This is a genomic window from Salipiger pentaromativorans (assembly GCF_024721115.1).
In the GTDB taxonomy this organism is placed as follows: Bacteria; Pseudomonadota; Alphaproteobacteria; order Rhodobacterales; family Rhodobacteraceae; genus Salipiger; species Salipiger pentaromativorans.
This window is the reverse complement of record NZ_JAMDHK010000018.1, coordinates 94,170-111,791: the sequence shown is the minus strand read 5'-3', so window position 1 is coordinate 111,791 and position 17,622 is coordinate 94,170. Positions and strand designations below refer to the sequence as shown.

The following is a 17,622-nucleotide window of genomic DNA, read 5'->3' as shown; positions in this document are numbered from 1 at the left end:
GTCCAGCAGTTCCTTGGAAATCGTCATGCATGCTTCCTTTCGAAGAAGCATGGACCGGATCACTCATACACAGAAGATCTGACACTCTCGGCTCTTCGAGATGCCGGTCCCGCCCATCGCCTGGACCAGATCGTCCATGGATCGGGTCGAGACGCCGTGGACATAGGCCTCCTGAATGACCGCCGTCAGGGCCTTCTCGGTGGCCCGGCGCGGCTCGAGAAAGGACGGGAAATAGCTGCCGCTGCGCAGCTTTGGGATGCGCAACTCCACGTTCCCGGCCCGCGTCTGCCAGTCCCGATCTCGGTAACCGTTCCGCTGCACAAGCCGTGCCGGATTCTTCTCGCCATAGTCGGCGCCTGTCTTCGCGCCAACCTCGAGTTCCATCAGCCGCTCGGCGGCAAAACCGATCATATCTCGAAGAAGATCGGCGTCTGCGCTCTTCTCCACAAGCTCTCGCAGGTCCATCATGGGTTTGGTCATCGGGGTCTTCCTTCGGTTCAGGTTGGTTCAGCAACCCGACCCTACCGAAAATTTTCCGATGACCACCGCGCCCTTGATGCCGTCCTACAGCGCCTCATGCGGAACGCGGACGCCATCAAGGGCGCGACCCAGAGTTACACCTCTCCAAGGGACGTGACCCATTCATCTGGCTATATGAACCTGCCAAGGACGACGCACTGCCACAAATGCGGTCCAAATCACCAGCGTCCGAGACCCTTTCCAAAGACCTACGAAAGCTTGGCTTCAAATTCGTGGGACCGACCACCGTATATGCATTCATGCAGGCCATGGGATTTATCAACGATCACGCAGAAGTCTGTTGGATGCGAAAGGACGTCGAAACAGCCCGAAACACCCTTCGCACACCGACATAGGCAACTGTCGGCCAATTAACGTGAAAAAAAATTCAGGGCCACTTAGCGTGGAAAGTCACAGACAGGTTTCGCGTCAGTCGACCGAGACTTCAGAGCCTTGAGAGTAGCGTGGCCAATTGAGCGGCGTCTTTGGGTTTCAGCTTTGCGCCGATCCTTTCCGACAGAACCCGTTCATAGATCGGCCACATCGCCCTCCTGACAGATTTACCCTTTTCAGAGATAGAAATGTTTTGACCTCGCCCATCTTCCAAGCAGTCCTGTCGGTCCACCAGCCCTGCTTTCACCATACGGTTCAGCAACCGCGATGTACCGTATTGGGGTAACAAAATCCGGTCTTTGAGTTCGAATGGCCGGAGTCCGTCTGGGCCTGCCTTCTCGAGTTCCAGAAGCGCGTCATACCATGCAAGTGGCGGGTATCCTGCCGATTTCAGAGACGTTTCGACAGCCTCAAGCAAAACGCGGCTTTTAGTCATGAGGGCTGTCCAGGCGGCCTCAGTAGCATGGTCAATCTCGTTCATACCCAGCACCTATCATGTACATGTAAGTGCATCAACCTTGACGTCGCATGTGACGCGCTATATATAGATGCAAATGCATCGACATATGGGATCATATCATGTCACAATCGCACCTCACAGAATTTGGGATATTCCTGCTCCGTATAGCACTCGGTATCATGTTCCTGGCGCACAGCCTGTTTCTCAAGCTCTTCATTTTCACACTTCCCGGAACGGCGCAGTTCTTCGTTTCGATCGGGCTGCCCGGCTGGTTTGCCTATATGATCTTTGCAGTCGAGGCGATTGCCGGTGCCCTTTTGGTCCTCGGCGTACAGGCTCGGTGGGTCGCGTCGGCGACCGTGCCCATCTTGGCCGGAGCAACCTGGGCTCACTCAGGAAACGGCTGGATGTTCGGATACGAGAACGGCGGGTGGGAATACCCGGCCTATCTGACGCTGCTTGCCGTCGTGCAAGGACTTCTGGGCGACGGCCGTTTCGCCCTCAGCCCCTCCTTCGCGCCCGGCAACGTGCAGATGGAGGGAGAGACAACATGAGCCTCCACCTCATTAGCCATGCGCTCTGCCCATATGTGCAGCGCGCAGCGATCTCGCTCACTGAGAAAGGTGTCACGTTCGAGAGAACTCACATCGATCTTTCGAACAAGCCCGACTGGTTTCTTGCCATATCTCCGCTGGGCAAGACGCCTGTCCTGGTTGTGAACGGGACGCCGATTTTCGAATCTGCGGTTATCCTCGAATATCTTGAGGATACACAACCCCACGCGCTCCATCCGCACGACGCTCTCGATCGCGCCCGCCACCGTGCCTGGATTGAATTTGGATCTGCTGTCTTGAACGACATTGCGGGGTTCTACTCGGCGCCGAACGAGAAAGCGTTGGAAGAAAAAGTGGCGGCGCTCCGCTCAAAGTTCCTTCGGCTGGACGCGGAGCTTGGGGAGGGACCATGGTTCGATGGCCACCGGTTCAGCCTCGTCGATGTCGTATTCGGCCCGGTCTTCCGCTATTTCGACGTTTTTGACACCATCGGAGAGTTTGGCGTCTTCACAGGGCTTGCCCGTGTAAGGGCCTGGCGACATGAACTGGAGCGTCGGGTTTCTGTGAAGAATGCCGTCAGTGAAGATTACCCGACCCTTCTGCGTGACTTCATCAGACGGCGCAATTCTTACCTGTCCCAGATCATGCAGACAGGAGGGCCGAAGAAGACAGTTACACAGGTGCGATCGGCTGACCGCTGATCACTTGATATCGTTTTGTCGGGCCGCAGTACAGAACCGGACGTTTGAGGTCGCTTGGCGAATGTCCGCTTTGTCCCGCACATCGGATAGTCGCCGACTTTCCCTTGAAGGCCCGCAGCAGCGTCAACCGGCACTTGCCGGCATTCCATGCCCGTCCGTGCGAAGCGCCGGGTTACCTGCTGCTCCCACAGCGCAACCTGGAACAAACCACCGATCGCGCTGATTAATGGCTTAGGGATCGAAGAATCCTCCTGAGCTCAATCCCCCGGAATACCCGCAGCCCTGTGGTCCGACAGAGGGCAGCACATCAATCGCGGGTCAATCTATCCCAGTTGGTGGACCTCTTTCAGGGGGCTACTCCAAAGGGCGGGGATGAGAAGCTCATCGCAACGATGAAAGGAACGCTTATATCGCTAGTGGGGCGAACGGGCGTGGCGGGGTGACGATCGGGTCAGAGCGAAAATTAATCTGCGAGCCGGGCTTCGAGGATATGCCGCTGGACCTTTCCGCTGGTCGATCTGGGAAAGTCCTCGAACGCGATGAAGCGAATTTCGCGCGGTCGCTTATAGCCAGCCAGGCTTTCGCGGCACAAGTTCAGCAGCGCCTCGGCATCCGGCCCGTCATCGTCACAGGCGACAAAGGCCACCGGGCTTTCCCCCCATTTCGCGTCGAAGGCCCTGACCACGGCAGCATCGATCACATCGGGATGGGAAAGAAGCACACGTTCGATTTCCGCCGGATAGACGTTTTCACCTCCGGTCTTGATCAGGTATTTCGCCCGATCCACAAAGTCGACGGTGCCGTCCGCATTGCGCCGGAACAGATCGCCCATGTGGAAAAAGCCGTTGCGAAAGTCACGGGCATTGGTGTCGTCGGCGTTCCAGTACCCGGAAAACAGCGTCGAACCCCGAAGCGCCATTTCGCCCGGCGTTCCATCGGGGACTTCGCGGTCGTCGGGATCGACCAGCCGCACCTCGCAAAAGGCGCTGATGCGCTTGGACAGCCGGTCCGGGGTCACACCCGGCGCGATCAGATCGGCGGTTCCCGGCGGCAGGCCGGTTTCGGTCGCCCCGAAGGAATTCAGATAGGGCGTGTCCAGAAGACCGGTCAGTTCCGCGATCTGATGCGGCGGCACCAGATCAGCCATTGCGCCGCAAACCTTGATCCCCTTCAGCGGCAAAGGGTTGGCGTGCCGTTCGTTAATAAAAGCCTCCAGTGCCCCGGGCATCATCACGAACCAGCCGATCCTGTGGCGTGACAGCGCCTCGTTGATGACGGCGGGCTGCAGCCCGTCCACCATCACCACGGTCCCGCCCCGCAGGATCGTTGCCAGCGCATGATCGGTGGAGGCCATGTGGAACATCGGCGCCCAGGCGATGAACCCGTCGCCGGGATCCAGCGCCAGCTGGGCCGCAAAAACCATGGATCGGGCGATATGCGCGCGGTGGCTGATATGCGCCCCCTTGGGCAGGCCCGTGGTCCCCGAGGTATAGAGGATCGTCAGACCGGCCTCGGGGTCGTCAACCATGGTTCCGGTGCGCGGGTCCGGCTCGACCCCGGCAATGGCCGTTTCCAGGTCTGGCCCGACGGTTAGACAGGGTGTCGACGCGACGGCGCGGTAAGCTTCTGAAAGTTCCGGTTCGACAACCGCGAGAACCGGCTCGACCAGATCGATGCAGTGCCGCAGTTCATCGGGGGCAAGCCGCCAGTTCAGACAGGCGACGATCGCGCCGATTCCCGCTGCTGCAAGTTCGACCTCCAGGTATTCTGAGCGGTTATGCGACAGGATCGCGATCCTGTCTCCGGGCGCCACGCCTCGTGCCAGAAAGACAGCCGCCAGACGATCGACCCGCTCCAGCAGTTCTGCATAGGTCAGTTTCCTGCTGCCGTCCTCGATGGCGAGGGCGCGGGCGCAGTCATGTGCGCGGGTTCGAAAGATCGAATACAGATCAGCGCGCCCCGCGCGGATGACGTCGGTCAGCATAGTTTCCCCCTTGCCCGAGCCTCGGTTCAGAGATCCTGCGCCAGGCGCACGCCCTCATCAATGGCGCGCAGCGCATCCAGTTCGGCGGCCTCCTTTGCCCCGCCGATCATCGTAACCGGGACGCCGCGCGCTACAACCTCTTTGGCCAGGGCTCGTTCCGGTTCCTGACCGGTGCACAGCACAATTGTATCGGCTGCGATGACCGTCGGGTTTCCGTCCGCGACGATGTGCAGCCCCGCATCGTCGATATGTTCATAGGTCACCCCGCCCATTGCCTCGACCCCATGTTTGCGCAGCGCGTTGCGCAGGATCCACCCTGTCGAAACACCAAGCCCCGCGCCCGGTTTAGCGGTCTTGCGCTGCAGCATGACGACCTTGCGGCGCGACGGCTTCGGTGCCAGAGGGTCGCCCGCCAGGGCACCCGAGGAGACAAATTCGGGGTCCACACCCCAGGTTTCGCAAAAGACGTCGGAATTCGCGGTCTCGGCGGGTTTGGTCACTAGGAACTCGGCCACATCATGACCGATGCCCCCCGCCCCCATCACCACGACACGGTCGCCCGCCTCGCGGTCACCGGACAGAATTTCGGCGTAGGTCGCGACGCTGGGATGGTCGATACCCGGCAGGTCGGGAATGCGCGGCGTGACCCCGGTGGCGATGACCACATGGTCAAATCCCTCAAGATCGCTCGCCTCTGCCCGCTGTCCCAGACGCTGCGTGACCCCGTGTTTCTGCATCTGACCGGCATAATACCGCAGGGTTTCGTCGAATTCGTCCTTGCCTGGTGCGGCGCGGGCCAGATTCAGCTGACCGCCCAATTTGTCCTGCGCTTCGAACAGGGTGACATCGTGGCCCAGCCGCGCCGCCTCGGCGGCTGTGGCCATGCCCGCGGCACCACCGCCAACGACGGCCACTTTCTTTGGCGTGTCGGTTGGCGTATCCCGGAATTCCGTTTCACGCCCGGCCCTTGGATTGACCAGACATCCGACCGGCCGGTCCGAAAAAATGAAATCCAGGCAGGCCTGGTTGCAGGCAATGCAGGTGTTGATCTCGTCTGCGCGGCCCTCGCGCGTCTTTTTCACGAAATGCGGATCGGCCAGAAACGGGCGCGCCATCGAGATCATGTCCGCATCGCCAGAGGCAAGTATGTCTTCTGCAAGCTGGGGTGTGTTGATCCGGTTCGAGGCGACTACCGGGATCGACACCGCCGCTTTGACGTTGGCTGCCGCCTTGCGCCAGGCACCGCGCGGCACCGGGTAGGCGATCGTCGGCACGCGGGCCTCATGCCAGCCGATGCCGGTGTTCAGGATATCCGCACCCGCAGCCTCGATCTTGCGGGCCAGTGCGGCAATTTCATCGGCGGGCGCGCCGCCCTCGACCAGATCGGCCGCCGAAATCCGGTAGATGACCAGAAAGTCGGGGCCGCAACGTTCGCGCACCGCGCGCACGATCTCGACCGGGAATCGGTGGCGGTTCGCGGCGCTGCCGCCCCAGTCGTCTTGGCGCTTGTTGGTGTGGGTGACGGTGAATTCGTTGATCAGGTATCCTTCGGACCCCATGATCTCGACGCCATCAAAGCCTGCGGCCTGCGCATTGGCGGCCGCCACGGCAAAATCCTCGATGGTACGGAGAATGTCGGCTTCGGTCATTTCACGCGGGATGAAACGGTTGATCGGAGCGCGGATCGGCGACGGGGCCACACACCCTTCGATCTTGGCATAGCGCCCGGCGTGGAGGAGTTGTGCGCAGATCAGGCTGCCTTCGGCCTGCACCGCCTCGCAGATCGGGCGCAGGTCAAGCGCTTCTTCCGGGTCATCGATTCTCGGACCTTCTGGATCGAATATGCCCTCGGCATTGGGCGAAAACCCGCCGGTGACCAGAATCGCCGCCTCCCCCCGCGCACGCTCGGCGTAAAATGCGATCTGTTTGGCTATGCCGTCGGGCTCGGTTTCCAACCGCGTGTGCATCGACCCCATGATGACACGATTTCGCAACGTATGCTGGCCTGCGCGGATGGGCGAGAGCATGGTTTCAAAGCTTCCATCTGGTCTATTTTTCACTTTGGTTCTCCTCCTCAAAACTGCACTTGATCTACATTCTAACATTTGTTAGATTTTTTTGGAAAGAAGATTTTCGCTCATGGGGAGGAGCACCGATGCAATTCCAGCCTACAGACGATCAGAAGGCGTTTCGCGAGACCGCAAAGCGCTTCGCAACTGAAAGGCTTGCGCCCACATATCAAGAACGCGCCAGCGGCCATACATTCGACCGTGCGCTGATCAAGGAGATGGGCGCACTGGGGCTGATCGGGGCCGATCTGCCCGAGGAATTCGGGGGACTCGGCGAAAGCTCTGTCACGTCAGGGCTGATCGTCGAAGAGATCGCCTATGCCGATTTCAACGCAAGTTACGTGCAGCTTCTGGGCTCTCTCATGGGCGGAATGGTTGCCAAACATGCCTCCAAGAACATCGCGTCGGAATGGGTGCCCAAGGTTGTTTCGGGTGATGCCGTCATTGGTCTGGGCCTGACAGAGCCGCGTGGCGGTTCGGATGCGGCGAACCTGATTCTGAGGGCCGAGAAATCCGGCAACGGCTGGCGGCTGAACGGTGAAAAGACATCCATGAGTTTTGCCAGTCAGGCGGATGCGGCGGTCGTCTTTGCCCGTACCGGCGATCCTGACGGCGGCTCACGCGGGGTCAGCGCCTTTTTCGTCGATCTGAACCAGGAAGGCATCAAGCGCACCCATTTTGACGACATCGGCACCAAGCCTGTCGGGCGCGGCTCGGTTTTCTTTGACGATGTTTTCGTGCCGGCTGAAAACATGATGGCGGAACAGGACCGTGCTTTTGGCACGATCATGGCGGGCTTCGACTATTCCCGCGCACTGATCGGGCTGGAGTGCCTGGGGGCCGCGCAAGCGTCGGTGGATGAAACCTGGGCCTACGTTCAGGAGCGCGAGGCATTCGGAGCCCCGATCGTGCAGTATCAGGGTGTCAGCTTTCCCTTGGCCGAGGCCGAGACCCAACTGACCATGATGCGCCAGCTTTGCTATTACACGCTGGACCTGCGCGACTGTGGCCTGCCCCACACCTCTCAGGCTGCCATGTGCAAATGGTACCTGCCCAAAACCGCCTGCGAGATCCTGCACCAGTGCCTGATCCTGCACGGACATTACGGCTACACCACCGACCTGCCCCACCACCAGCGTTACAACGACGTTCTCGGCCTTCAGATCGGCGACGGCACCGCGCAGATTCAGAAGCTGGTGATCGCCCGCGAGAAGGTCGGTCGCATGGCGCTGCAGTATGACAAGAAGGCGAAGGGAGCCTCGAAATGAGCGACCCCATCCTCGTCACTTCCGAGGGCAACACCGGCATCATCGAACTGGCCCGCCCCGAGAAATTCAATTGCCTATCACTTGAGGTGCATGAGCGTATTTCTGTCGCGCGTGCGGAATTCGAGGCGAACCCCGCTATTCGGGCGATCCTCATCCGGGCGCAGGGCAAGCACTTTTGCACCGGTGCCGATCTGGTGGAAGTGAAAGGTAAATTGAACGATCCCGCCGCGCTGGACCATTTCATCGCCTTTGGCATGAACAACCTGCGTGCGCTTGAAACCTCCTCCCTCCCTGTCGTGGTGGCAGTGCAGGGGTTGTGTCTGGCCGGCGGGATCGAACTGATGCTGGCATGCGATGTGTGTTTCGCGGCCGAAAGCGCCCAGTTTGGCGATCAGCACGCGCAATTCGGGCTGATTCCCGGTTGGGGTGGCTCGCAGCGGTTGACACGGTTGATGGGGCAGCGCAGGGCGCTCGACCTGATGTTCTCGGCCCGCTGGCTCAAGTCGGACGAGGCCAAAGAGGCCGGATTGGTCAACTACATCGTGCCGGATGCGGACCTGCACAAGTCTGCGCTGGAATACTGCGAGAAAATCGCCACCCGTTCACGTCCCGGCATCGCCGAGATGAAGCGGTTGGCGCGCGAAGGCGCGGACCTTGGTATCGACCAGCAGATGCGGCTTGAGCGCGATGCCGCCGTGCGCGCACTGCCCAGCGATGACGTGGCGGAGGGCCTCGATGCATTCGAGAACCGGCGCGCCCCCGAATTCAAGGCTTGAGGACGAAACATGGATTTCATTTTGAACGACGAACAACGCCAGATTTACGACTATGGCGGCCAGCTGGCGCAGAAGTTCGACAACGATTACTGGCTGAGACACGCACGCAAGCACGAGTTTCCGCACGAAATGTTCCGCCAGATCGCCGATGACGGCTTCCTCGGCATCATGGTGCCCGAGGAATATGGCGGCGCGGGCCTTGGTATGACCGAAATGGCCCTGTTCATGGAGGGCACCGCCAATCACGGCATTCCGCTTTTGATGATGGTGGTCGGGCCGACCATGTCGCTGGCCCATATCGCCAGCCACGGAAGCGAGTTCCACAAGAAAGAACTGCTGCCGGCTGCCTGCCGCGGTGATATCCAGTTCTGTTTCGCGATCACTGAACCGGGGGCCGGGTCGAACACGATGAAGGCCACTACGCTGGCCAAGCGTCGAGGCAACCGGTTCAGCCTGTCGGGCGAAAAGACCTTCATCACCGGGGCCGAAGTGGCCGACTACTGCCTCGTGGTGGCGCGGACCAAACCGCATACCGAGGTCAGCCGCAAGACCGACGGCTTTACCCTGTTCGCCGTGGATCTGAAGAAAAAAGGCGTCGACAAGCAGCGGGTGAAGATCTCGATCCCCCTGCCCGAGGAGCAGTGGACACTGTTCTTCGACGATGTGGATCTCGGCCCCGAGGATGTGGTCGGCGAGGTGGACGAAGGGTTCTCGATCCTGTTCGACAGCCTCAACCCCGAGCGTATCATCCTGGCCGCCTTGTGCTGCGGCATCGGCCGGTTCGCCCTGAACAAGGGCGTGGCCTATGCCTCCGAGCGCAATGTGTTCGGCCAACCCATCGGTGCGCACCAGGGCGTGCAGCACCCGATGGCCAAGGCGCACACAGCGGTCGAGATGGCCAGCCTGATGACCCGGCGCGCGGCATGGGAGTTCGACAACAAGCTGCCTGCCGGTGCGTCGTCGAACATGGCGAAATATGCCGCCGCCGAAGCCGGGATCGAAGCGGTCGACGCGGCGCTTCAGGCGCATGGTGGATCGGGCTTTACCGAAGATACGGGGCTTTATGAGATGTACCCGCTGGTCCGCCTGCTGCGCACAGCGCCGGTGAACCGCGAACTGTGCCTGAGCTTTATCGGCGAAAAGGTCATGGGGCTGCCACGATCCTATTGATCGCCACGGCTTGGAACGGAGAACGACATGCAATTTGGAATGCGCTTCCGGCGGGAAGATGCCGCCGACAAGGTAAATGATCGCTTCTGGCACGCGATCGAGGGCACGCCGCTCGACGAGGTGCGCCGTATTCAGGAAGAGCGGCTGCGCGATCAGATGGCCTATCTCAAGGCAAACTCGACTTTCTATCAGGAGAAGTTCGCGAAAGCCGGTGTGGAATTCGACGATATCCGCACCATCGAAGACCTCCAGAAACTGCCCTATACCTACAAGACCGAGATCCGCGAAAGCCTGGCCGCCGAACCGCCGTTCGGCAAACACCGGGCCGCGCCGATGGCCGATATCATCCAGATGCAGGCCTCGTCCGGCACCACCGGAAGCCCGTCTTACGTGGCGCTGACCGAAGCCGATACCGAGATGTGGCACGAGATGACGGCGCGCTGTTTCTTTGCCAATGGCGTGCGGTCCGGCGATATGGTGCTGCATGCGTTTTCGCTGGCCAAGGGTTTTGTCGGCGGCATTCCGGTGATGCAGGGGTTGCAGTACATGGGCGCAATCGACGTGCCTGTGGGGGCGGATGGTGGCGTGGAACGGCTGCTGCGCGCCTGCGCCGACACGCGCCCGCGTTGCATCGTCGGCGCGCCGAATTTCGTGCTGCACCTGGCTGACAAAGCGCCCGAAGTGCTCGGCTGCAAAGCCAGTGAACTGGGCGTCGAACAGATCATCGTCGGTGGCGAACCCGGCGGCGGCATTCCCGCCATCCGGGCCAAGATCGAAGCGGCCTGGGGCGCGAAATGCTGTGAGATGCTGGGCGGCACCGATCTGGGTGTGACCTATTGGGCTGAATGCGATGCCCAGTCGGGGATGCATATGGTCAACATGGACTACATCATTACCGAATTGCTCGACCCCGAAAGCGGAGAAATCATCCCTTGGGAAAAGGGTGCCGAGGGCGAGATGATCTATACCGCGCTCGGCCGTCGGGCGAGCCCGCTCGTGCGATTCCGGTCGGGCGATTACATCGAGGTTCTCGACACCGACTGCACCTGCGGGCGCACCGGGCCCAAGATCCGCTGCACCGGCCGGACCGACGACATGCTGATCGTGCGCGGGGCCAATGTCTTTCCCTCGGCCATCAACAGCGTGATCACCGAGATGGTGCCGGAGACCAACGGCGTCATGCGCATCGTGGCCGATTTCGAGGGTCACACCACGCAGGGCGCGCTGACGGTGATCGTCGAACGCGGTCCCGACCGCGACGCCGCGGATGACCAGGCGCTCAAGAAGAAAATCGAGCAGCGCCTGCGCGATGCCCTTGTCTTCAAGGCCGACGTTCACCTTGTCGCGCCCGACACCTTTGAGAAACCCGGTGCCGCCAAGGTCGCCTTCGTTCTGAGAGAATATCCGGACCTGCCATGACAAGAATGAAATCCCTTCTCGACACCGGGTCCGACGACTTCCGCGCCAACGACGTGTCTTACCGCGAAAAGGTCGATGAACTACATGCCCTCCGGCTCAAACAGCGCGTCGGCGGCCCCGAAAAGGCGCGCAAACGTCATGTGGACAAAGGCAAAATCCTGCCGCGCGAAAGAATTGAAAGGCTGATCGACCCGGGTACACCATTCCTGGAACTCGGCGAGCTGGCCGGGTTGAACAAATATGAAGGCGTGCCACCGGGCGCGGGCATCATCACGGGCATCGGTGTGATCGAAGGCCGTCAGTGCATGATCATCGCCAATGATGCCACCGTAAAGGGCGGCACCTATTTCGGCATGACTTCCCGCAAGCATGTGCGCGCCCAGAAGATCGCATGGAAGAACCGTCTGCCCGTCATCACCCTCGTGGATTCCGGCGGTGCCTTCCTGCCGGATCAGGAAAACATCTTTCCTGACGAAGGCCAGTTCGGGTCCATCTTTCACCAACAGATCGGCATGTCGGGCGATGGTGTGCCGCAAATCGCCGTGGTCATGGGGCCCTGCACCGCGGGTGGCGCATATATTCCCGCGCTCTGTGACGAAGTGGTGATCGTGCGCGGTCAGGGCTTTATGTATCTGGGCGGACCGGAATTGACCTTTGCCGCAACCGGCGAAAAGGTCGAAGCCGAAGAACTGGGTGGCGGCAAGATGCATTCGTCGGTGTCGGGCGTGACCGACCATCTGGCCGAGGATGACGCCCACGCCCTGGCCATCACCCGCGAGATCGTCAGCCATCTGGGCGAAAAGCCCCGGCCCCGCAAGACGCCCGCCGCGCCGCGCCCGCCGGCCTATCCGGTCGAGGAAATCTACGGCATTGTCAGCCGCGATCCCAGGGTGCCGACAGACAACCGCGAGATCGTCGCGCGGCTGGTGGACGGCAGCGATTTTCACGAATTCAAGCCGCTTTATGGCGACACGATCATGACCGGCTGGGGGCGCATCCACGGCCACGAGGTCGGGATCATCGCCAATACAGGCGTGCTTTTCGTCGAAGCCGCGCTGAAGGCGACGCATTTCATCAATCTCTGCGTCCAGCGTGATATTCCGCTGCTGTTCCTGGCCGATGTGAACGGCTTCATGGTGGGCCGCGAGGTCGAGCAGATGGGCATTGCCAAGGCCGGTGCTAAAATGATCACGGCCATGTCTTCGGCCCGGGTGCCGAAATTCACAATCATCACCGGTGGCTCTTACGGCGCGGGATACCTGGCGATGCTGGGCCGCCCGTTCCAGCCGGACGCAATGTTCGCCTGGCCGACGGGACGGTCGGCAATCATGGGGCCGGAACAGGCCGCCAGCGTGCTGGCTCAGGTCCGCGCGCAGATCAACGAACGCGAAGGCAGAAACTGGACCCCCGAGGAGGAGGAAGCCTTCAAGGCACCGATCCGCAAGGAATACGAAGATTTTCAGGGGGCCTATAATTTTGCTTCCAACCTTTGGATCGACAGCGTGATCGAGCCCTGTGAGACCCGTGACGTCATGGCGCTGATGCTGGATGTAACATCGCGCAGACCCAAGGTCGAAACCAACTTCGGCGTGTTCAGGATGTGAGGAGCGAACCGTGAAAATCAAGACGCTTCTGATCGCCAACCGCGGCGAAATTGCCTGCCGGATCGCGCGCACTGCGCGGGCAAGCGGTATCATTCCCGTCGGCGTGCATTCGCAGGCCGACGTCAATGCCCTGCATGTCCGCGAGATTGGCAAATCTGTCTGTATCGGCGCCGGACCTGCATCCCAGAGCTATCTGAAAATCGACGCGGTGATTGCCGCTGCGCAATCAGTGGGCGCGGATGCGATCCATCCCGGTTATGGCTTTCTGGCCGAAAACCCCGATTTTGCTCGTTCGGTCGAAGCCGCCGGCATGATCTTCATGGGGCCGACGCCGGAAACGCTTGAACGTTTCGGCGACAAGGCCAGCGCCAAAGAGGCCGCCGTGGCGGCCAGCGTCCCGGTGATTTCGGGCGCCGAAGGTGCGCGGTCCGATCCCGAGCAGATTGCCGAGGAGGTGCGCCAAATGGGCCTGCCGGTGCTGCTCAAGGCGGTCGGCGGCGGTGGTGGGCGCGGACAACGGCTCGTCACTGACGAGACCACGCTGGTCGAGGACATCGAAGGCGCGCTGCGCGAAGCAAAATCCACCTTCGGCTCCGAAGGGCTGCTGTTGGAGCGTTTCCTGCCCGAGGCGCGCCATGTTGAAGTGCAGATCGCAGGTGACGGCAAGGGCCATGTGGTGCATCTGTTCGAACGCGATTGCACGCTTCAGCGCCGCCACCAGAAGGTCATCGAGGAAGCCCCGGCCTGGGGTCTGCCCCGAACGCTTCTGGACGACATCGCACGCGACGCGGTGCGCTTGGGCGAAACGCTGGACTATCGCGGGCTGGGCACGGTCGAATTTCTGGTCGCGGGTGGCGAGTATTTCTTCCTTGAGGTGAACCCGCGCATTCAGGTGGAACATCCCGTCACCGAAGCGATCACCGGGCTGGACCTTGTCGCGCTTCACCTGCGGATTGCCGAAGGCGCGGGCCTTGGACTGGTGCAGGACGATCTGACGATCAACGGCCACGCGGTCGAGGCGCGGCTTTACGCCGAAGATCCGGCGATGCAATTCGCCCCGTCGACGGGCACGCTCTCCACGCTCAGCCTGCCATCGGGCCTGCGCATCGACAGCGGCGTCGAAGAAGGCGATGCCGTCACGCCCTACTACGACCCGATGATCGCCAAGCTGATCGTGCACGCGCCCGACCGGGAAACCGCATTGGCACGTCTAGCCACGGCGCTTGATCATGTCGCGGTCGAAGGTGTCGAAACCAATCGCGCCTTTCTGACGGCGCTGGCGCGAAACCATGAATTCGAACGGATGCAGGTGCATACCCGCTGGATCGACGGCAGGCTGGATGAGCTGACACAGGCACCCGGCCTGACCCGCCCAGATCTGTGGAAGGCGACCGCTGCCATTCTCTTCGTGACCCAGTCGCGCAGCGACACAGACGCCAATCCCTGGACCAACCGTGATGCCTTTACCGGCTGGCGGCTTGGACTGGGCGGCGATGCGATTGAAGCGGGGCAGCGCGTGACGCTTACCGATTCTGACGAGGTATCCGAAGAACTGCGCGTCAGTCCTGTCAAACCGGGTGCCAAGTACACCATCCGTTCGGAGAAAGGCGAGGCGCTGATACTGTCGGCACGTGAACTGACCCCGGGCCGTTGGCGTGTCGGCGAAGGCGACACCGTCCATCTGATCGACGCGCGCCTGCACGCGGGCGTGATCGAACTGGATACGCCCGAAGGCCGCCTGGTCTTTCGGCCCGCCGCGCCCCTTGCCTTTGCCGGCGGCGATGCCGCGGCGGATCGCGCCGTGACCTCTCCGCTGACCGGCATGATTGTCGAAATCAAGGTCTCCGACGGTCAGAGCGTGGCCGAAGGCGACGTGGTCGCGGTCATGGAATCCATGAAACTCGAAATCTCGATCCGGGCGGCCGCGGCCGGGATCGCCAGCAATATATCCGTCTCGAATGGGGACATGGTCGATCGCGGCCAGGTCATCGCCGAGATCCTGCCATCCGAGGAGTGATGAAATGAGCGACTTTCCCAAATTCGTAGAATTTCGTGAAGAAGGCCCGCGTGAGGGTTTTCAGATCGAAAAGAAGATTTACCCGATCGAAGAGCGGATCGAACTGATCGACATGCTCAGCGAAACCGGCTTGAAACGCATTCAGGTCGGCAGCTTTGTCAGCCCGAAATACGTTCCTCAGATGGCGGACACCGGCGAGTTGTTCCAGCGTATCAAGCGCAAACCGGGCGTGAACTACACATCGCTGTGGCTGAACGACAAAGGGTTTCGCAAGGCCCTGACCGCGCATGAGGTCGATATCGACCCGCGTCTGCTGTTCTATCCTTCCGAAGCATTCGCCCAATCGAACAACAATTGTTCCTCGGCCGAGATGCGGGAAAAACAACGTGACTGGGTCCGTCTTTACAAGGAAGAGGGATATACCGTCGACGCGGCCTATGTGATGACCGCTTTCGGCTGCAACCTCGAGGGCCCCATCCCCCAAGAACGCATCTTGGACGATTTCCGCTTTATCCTTCAGCTATGCGAAGAAGAGAACATCCCCGTGCCGATCCTCGTGGTCGCCGACACCATGGGTTGGGGAAACCCCGAGGCGGTCAAACGGATGATCGGCGCCCTGCGCGAATTGGCGCCCGAGGCGCGCATCGGTATGCACATCCATGACACACGTGGGCTGGGGATCGCCAACGTTTATGCGGCCCTGTCGATGGGCGTGGACATGTTCGAAAGCTCCGTCGCCGGTCTTGGCGGCTGTCCTTTCGCGGGCCACGGCCACGCGCGCGCCGCAGGAAATGTCTGCACCGAGGATGCAGTGTTCCTGTGTCACGAGCTCGGCATCGAAACCGGCATTGATCTGGACAAGCTGATCGCAGCGGCGGTCAAAGCAGAAGAGATCATCGGTGTGCCGCTCATGGGCCGGGTCATGCACACCGGCGGGTTGGACAAATACCGCAAGTCACGCTGAGGGAGCAAGAAGATGACAAAAGCACTTGACGGAAAGGTCGTTCTGGTCACCGGGGCCGGCGGTGGGATCGGGCGTGATATCGCCTTGATGGCAGCTACCGAAGGCGCCGCCGTGGTGGTCAATGATCTGGGCGCATCCCTGAAAGGCACCGGTCAGACAGAAACTGCGGCGCAGAAAGTCGTCGAAGAGATCAGGGCCGCTGGGGGCGATGCCATTGCCGATGGCGGCTCTGTCACCGATCCCGATGCCGCGCGCGCGATGATCGAAGCCGGGGTCAAGGAATTCGGTCGCATCGACGCGGTGGTAAACAACGCCGGCATTCTGCGCGACGGTTACTTCCACAAGATGACCTATGAGGATTTCGACGCGGTGGTGAAGGTCCATCTTTATGGTGCCTTCAATACCAGCCGCGCGGCCGCCGACTATTTCCGCGAACAGGAAAGCGGCGCGCTCGTGCACATGACCTCGACCTCGGGGCTGATCGGCAATCTGGCGCAGGCGAATTATTCGGCGGCAAAGCTGGGCATCGCGGCCTTCTCGAAATCGGTAGCGCTCGACCTGAAACGCTGGAACGTGCGGTCAAACTGCATCGCGCCCTTCGCCTGGAGCCGGATGATATCGTCGATCAAGACCGACACGGAGGAACAGAAGGCGCGGGTCGAGAAGGTCAAGAAGATGACCCCCGCCAAGGTCGCGCCGATGGCCTGTTACCTGATGAGCGACCGCGCGGCGGATGTGTCGGGGCAAATCTTTGCAGTGCGGATGAACGAGATATTCCTGTTCAACCAGCCCCGCCCGCTCCGGTCCGTCCACTCCGGTGACGGCTGGACCGCCGATGAAATCGCCGAGCGCGCCATTCCCGCGCTCAAATCGCAATTCACACCGCTCGAAGTTTCGGCGGATGTCTTTTCGTGGGATCCGGTCTAATGGGAAAACGCAAAGAAAAAATCAGCTCCGACATTGCCTGGAGCACCCCCGACAAGATCTGCGTGCGCGGGCTCGACTTGCCGAACGAAATCCTCGGCCACATGAACCTGGGCGATCTGGCCTTTCTGCAATTGACGGGCCGCAAGGCCACGCTCGAGGAAAGCCGCGTCTTCAACGCCATCATCATCACCCTTGTCGAACATGGCATCACGCCATCGGCCCTGGCGGCGCGGATGACCTATATGGGGGCGCCGGAATCGCTTCAGGCGGCTGTGGCGGCTGGCTTGTGTGGGCTGGGCACCGTCTTTGTCGGTTCTATGGAAGGTGCCTCGAAAATGCTTTACGAGGCACTGCCACAGGACAAGTTGGGCACCGGTGTCGATCTGGATGCGCTGGCCGTCGAGACGGTGGAAAAATTCCGCGCCCGCAAGATGATCGTGCCGGGGCTCGGACATCCGGTGCACAAGCCGGTCGATCCGCGCACACCTCGCCTGTTCCAGATCGCTGCCGAGAACGGCAAGTCCGGTGAATACATCGAGTTGATCCAGAAAATTCAGGCCGTTGCCGAAGAAAAATCGGGTAAGATGCTGCCGATTAACGCCACCGGGGCGATCGGAGCAATCTGCTGTGAATTTGGCTTCCCCTGGAAGATCGTGCGGGGCTTTGGCGTCATGGCACGCGCCATCGGTCTGGTCGGTCATATCCTCGAAGAGAGCGAAAACCCGATTTCCTATGAGCTTTGGCAGCGTGCCGAGCAGGAAATTCTTGAAACGTCGGGTTCAGGAGCGAAGTAACCG

Annotated in this window: 15 protein-coding genes and 1 pseudogene; 12 read left to right on the top strand and 4 right to left on the bottom strand. The window is 60.9% G+C overall.

What is annotated here, in order from left to right; translation table 11 throughout:
- Nucleotides 1–87: 87 nt before the first annotated feature.
- A pseudogene (locus M4578_RS21950) lies at nucleotides 88–480 on the bottom strand (transposase); the annotation flags it as partial.
- A gap of 164 nt (nucleotides 481–644) precedes the next feature.
- On the opposite strand from M4578_RS21950, the gene M4578_RS21945 reads away from it, so the two are divergent.
- The gene (locus M4578_RS21945; RefSeq protein WP_317512639.1) at nucleotides 645–875 is read left to right on the top strand and encodes a DNA-3-methyladenine glycosylase I; all 231 of its coding nucleotides are present in this window, start codon (nucleotides 645–647) and stop codon (nucleotides 873–875) included.
- Nucleotides 876–964: 89 nt separating this feature from the next.
- Here M4578_RS21945 and M4578_RS21940 read toward each other — a convergent pair whose 3' ends face one another.
- The gene (locus tag M4578_RS21940; protein ID WP_036051603.1) at nucleotides 965–1,393 is read right to left on the bottom strand and encodes a MarR family winged helix-turn-helix transcriptional regulator; all 429 of its coding nucleotides are present in this window, start codon (nucleotides 1,391–1,393) and stop codon (nucleotides 965–967) included.
- Between the two features lie 98 nt (nucleotides 1,394–1,491).
- On the opposite strand from M4578_RS21940, the gene M4578_RS21935 reads away from it, so the two are divergent.
- Together M4578_RS21935 and M4578_RS21930 are read left to right on the top strand one after the other, a co-directional pair.
- Entirely contained in the window at nucleotides 1,492–1,926 is a 435-nt protein-coding gene (locus M4578_RS21935; protein WP_040608736.1) for a DoxX family protein, read from the top strand.
- Nucleotides 1,923–2,627: a glutathione S-transferase family protein gene (locus tag M4578_RS21930; RefSeq protein ID WP_258095274.1), complete on the top strand. Its 705-nt coding sequence runs from the start codon at nucleotides 1,923–1,925 to the stop codon at nucleotides 2,625–2,627. The genes M4578_RS21935 and M4578_RS21930 overlap by 4 nt, the downstream gene beginning before the upstream one ends.
- A 463-nt stretch (nucleotides 2,628–3,090) precedes the next feature.
- Here the strand turns inward: M4578_RS21930 and M4578_RS21925 are convergent, their stop codons facing one another.
- Both M4578_RS21925 and M4578_RS21920 read right to left on the bottom strand, forming a co-directional pair.
- The gene (locus M4578_RS21925; protein ID WP_027264406.1) at nucleotides 3,091–4,611 is read right to left on the bottom strand and encodes a class I adenylate-forming enzyme family protein; all 1,521 of its coding nucleotides are present in this window, start codon (nucleotides 4,609–4,611) and stop codon (nucleotides 3,091–3,093) included.
- Nucleotides 4,612–4,637: 26 nt separating this feature from the next.
- The gene (locus M4578_RS21920) at nucleotides 4,638–6,638 is read right to left on the bottom strand and encodes an NADPH-dependent 2,4-dienoyl-CoA reductase (protein ID WP_036051597.1); all 2,001 of its coding nucleotides are present in this window, start codon (nucleotides 6,636–6,638) and stop codon (nucleotides 4,638–4,640) included.
- 59 nt (nucleotides 6,639–6,697) lie between these two features.
- Between M4578_RS21920 and M4578_RS21915 the strand changes: the two genes are divergently transcribed.
- Genes M4578_RS21915 through M4578_RS21875 form a run of 9 tightly spaced genes read left to right on the top strand, consistent with a single transcriptional unit; the run spans nucleotide 6,698 to nucleotide 17,619 of the window.
- On the top strand, nucleotides 6,698–7,948 hold the full coding sequence (locus tag M4578_RS21915; protein WP_223228099.1) for an acyl-CoA dehydrogenase family protein: 1,251 nt from the start codon (nucleotides 6,698–6,700) through the stop codon (nucleotides 7,946–7,948).
- Nucleotides 7,945–8,724 (top strand): enoyl-CoA hydratase/isomerase family protein, encoded by a 780-nt coding sequence (locus tag M4578_RS21910; RefSeq protein ID WP_027264403.1) that lies wholly within the window; start codon nucleotides 7,945–7,947, stop codon nucleotides 8,722–8,724. Before M4578_RS21915 ends, M4578_RS21910 begins: the two co-directional genes overlap by 4 nt.
- A 9-nt stretch (nucleotides 8,725–8,733) precedes the next feature.
- Nucleotides 8,734–9,894: an acyl-CoA dehydrogenase family protein gene (locus M4578_RS21905; RefSeq protein ID WP_027264402.1), complete on the top strand. Its 1,161-nt coding sequence runs from the start codon at nucleotides 8,734–8,736 to the stop codon at nucleotides 9,892–9,894.
- A gap of 27 nt (nucleotides 9,895–9,921) precedes the next feature.
- On the top strand, nucleotides 9,922–11,313 hold the full coding sequence (locus M4578_RS21900; protein WP_027264401.1) for a phenylacetate--CoA ligase family protein: 1,392 nt from the start codon (nucleotides 9,922–9,924) through the stop codon (nucleotides 11,311–11,313).
- Complete coding sequence (locus tag M4578_RS21895) at nucleotides 11,310–12,917, top strand: acyl-CoA carboxylase subunit beta (protein ID WP_258095273.1); 1,608 nt, start codon at nucleotides 11,310–11,312, stop codon at nucleotides 12,915–12,917. The genes M4578_RS21900 and M4578_RS21895 overlap by 4 nt, the downstream gene beginning before the upstream one ends.
- Nucleotides 12,918–12,927: 10 nt before the next feature.
- The gene (locus M4578_RS21890) at nucleotides 12,928–14,934 is read left to right on the top strand and encodes an acetyl/propionyl/methylcrotonyl-CoA carboxylase subunit alpha (protein WP_027264399.1); all 2,007 of its coding nucleotides are present in this window, start codon (nucleotides 12,928–12,930) and stop codon (nucleotides 14,932–14,934) included.
- 4 nt (nucleotides 14,935–14,938) lie between these two features.
- A complete protein-coding gene (locus M4578_RS21885; RefSeq protein WP_027264398.1) occupies nucleotides 14,939–15,898 on the top strand; it encodes a hydroxymethylglutaryl-CoA lyase in 960 nt (319 codons plus the stop codon).
- 12 nt (nucleotides 15,899–15,910) lie between these two features.
- Entirely contained in the window at nucleotides 15,911–16,825 is a 915-nt protein-coding gene (locus M4578_RS21880; RefSeq protein WP_027264397.1) for an SDR family NAD(P)-dependent oxidoreductase, read from the top strand.
- Complete coding sequence (locus tag M4578_RS21875; RefSeq protein WP_027264396.1) at nucleotides 16,825–17,619, top strand: citryl-CoA lyase; 795 nt, start codon at nucleotides 16,825–16,827, stop codon at nucleotides 17,617–17,619. The genes M4578_RS21880 and M4578_RS21875 overlap by 1 nt, the downstream gene beginning before the upstream one ends.
- The last annotated feature ends 3 nt before the right edge of the window (nucleotides 17,620–17,622 follow it).

Excerpts from the sequence above, each read along its gene's own strand:
- M4578_RS21940 (WP_036051603.1), bottom strand. The coding sequence starts at position 1,393 with ATGAACGAGATTGACCATGCTACTGAGGCCGCCTGGACAGCCCTCATG.
- M4578_RS21935 (WP_040608736.1), top strand. The coding sequence starts at position 1,492 with ATGTCACAATCGCACCTCACAGAATTTGGGATATTCCTGCTCCGTATA.
- M4578_RS21930 (WP_258095274.1), top strand. The coding sequence starts at position 1,923 with ATGAGCCTCCACCTCATTAGCCATGCGCTCTGCCCATATGTGCAGCGC.
- M4578_RS21925 (WP_027264406.1), bottom strand. The coding sequence starts at position 4,611 with ATGCTGACCGACGTCATCCGCGCGGGGCGCGCTGATCTGTATTCGATC.
- M4578_RS21920 (WP_036051597.1), bottom strand. The coding sequence starts at position 6,638 with ATGCTCTCGCCCATCCGCGCAGGCCAGCATACGTTGCGAAATCGTGTC.
- M4578_RS21910 (WP_027264403.1), top strand. The coding sequence starts at position 7,945 with ATGAGCGACCCCATCCTCGTCACTTCCGAGGGCAACACCGGCATCATC.
- M4578_RS21905 (WP_027264402.1), top strand. The coding sequence starts at position 8,734 with ATGGATTTCATTTTGAACGACGAACAACGCCAGATTTACGACTATGGC.
- M4578_RS21900 (WP_027264401.1), top strand. The coding sequence starts at position 9,922 with ATGCAATTTGGAATGCGCTTCCGGCGGGAAGATGCCGCCGACAAGGTA.
- M4578_RS21895 (WP_258095273.1), top strand. The coding sequence starts at position 11,310 with ATGACAAGAATGAAATCCCTTCTCGACACCGGGTCCGACGACTTCCGC.
- M4578_RS21885 (WP_027264398.1), top strand. The coding sequence starts at position 14,939 with ATGAGCGACTTTCCCAAATTCGTAGAATTTCGTGAAGAAGGCCCGCGT.
- M4578_RS21880 (WP_027264397.1), top strand. The coding sequence starts at position 15,911 with ATGACAAAAGCACTTGACGGAAAGGTCGTTCTGGTCACCGGGGCCGGC.
- M4578_RS21875 (WP_027264396.1), top strand. The coding sequence starts at position 16,825 with ATGGGAAAACGCAAAGAAAAAATCAGCTCCGACATTGCCTGGAGCACC.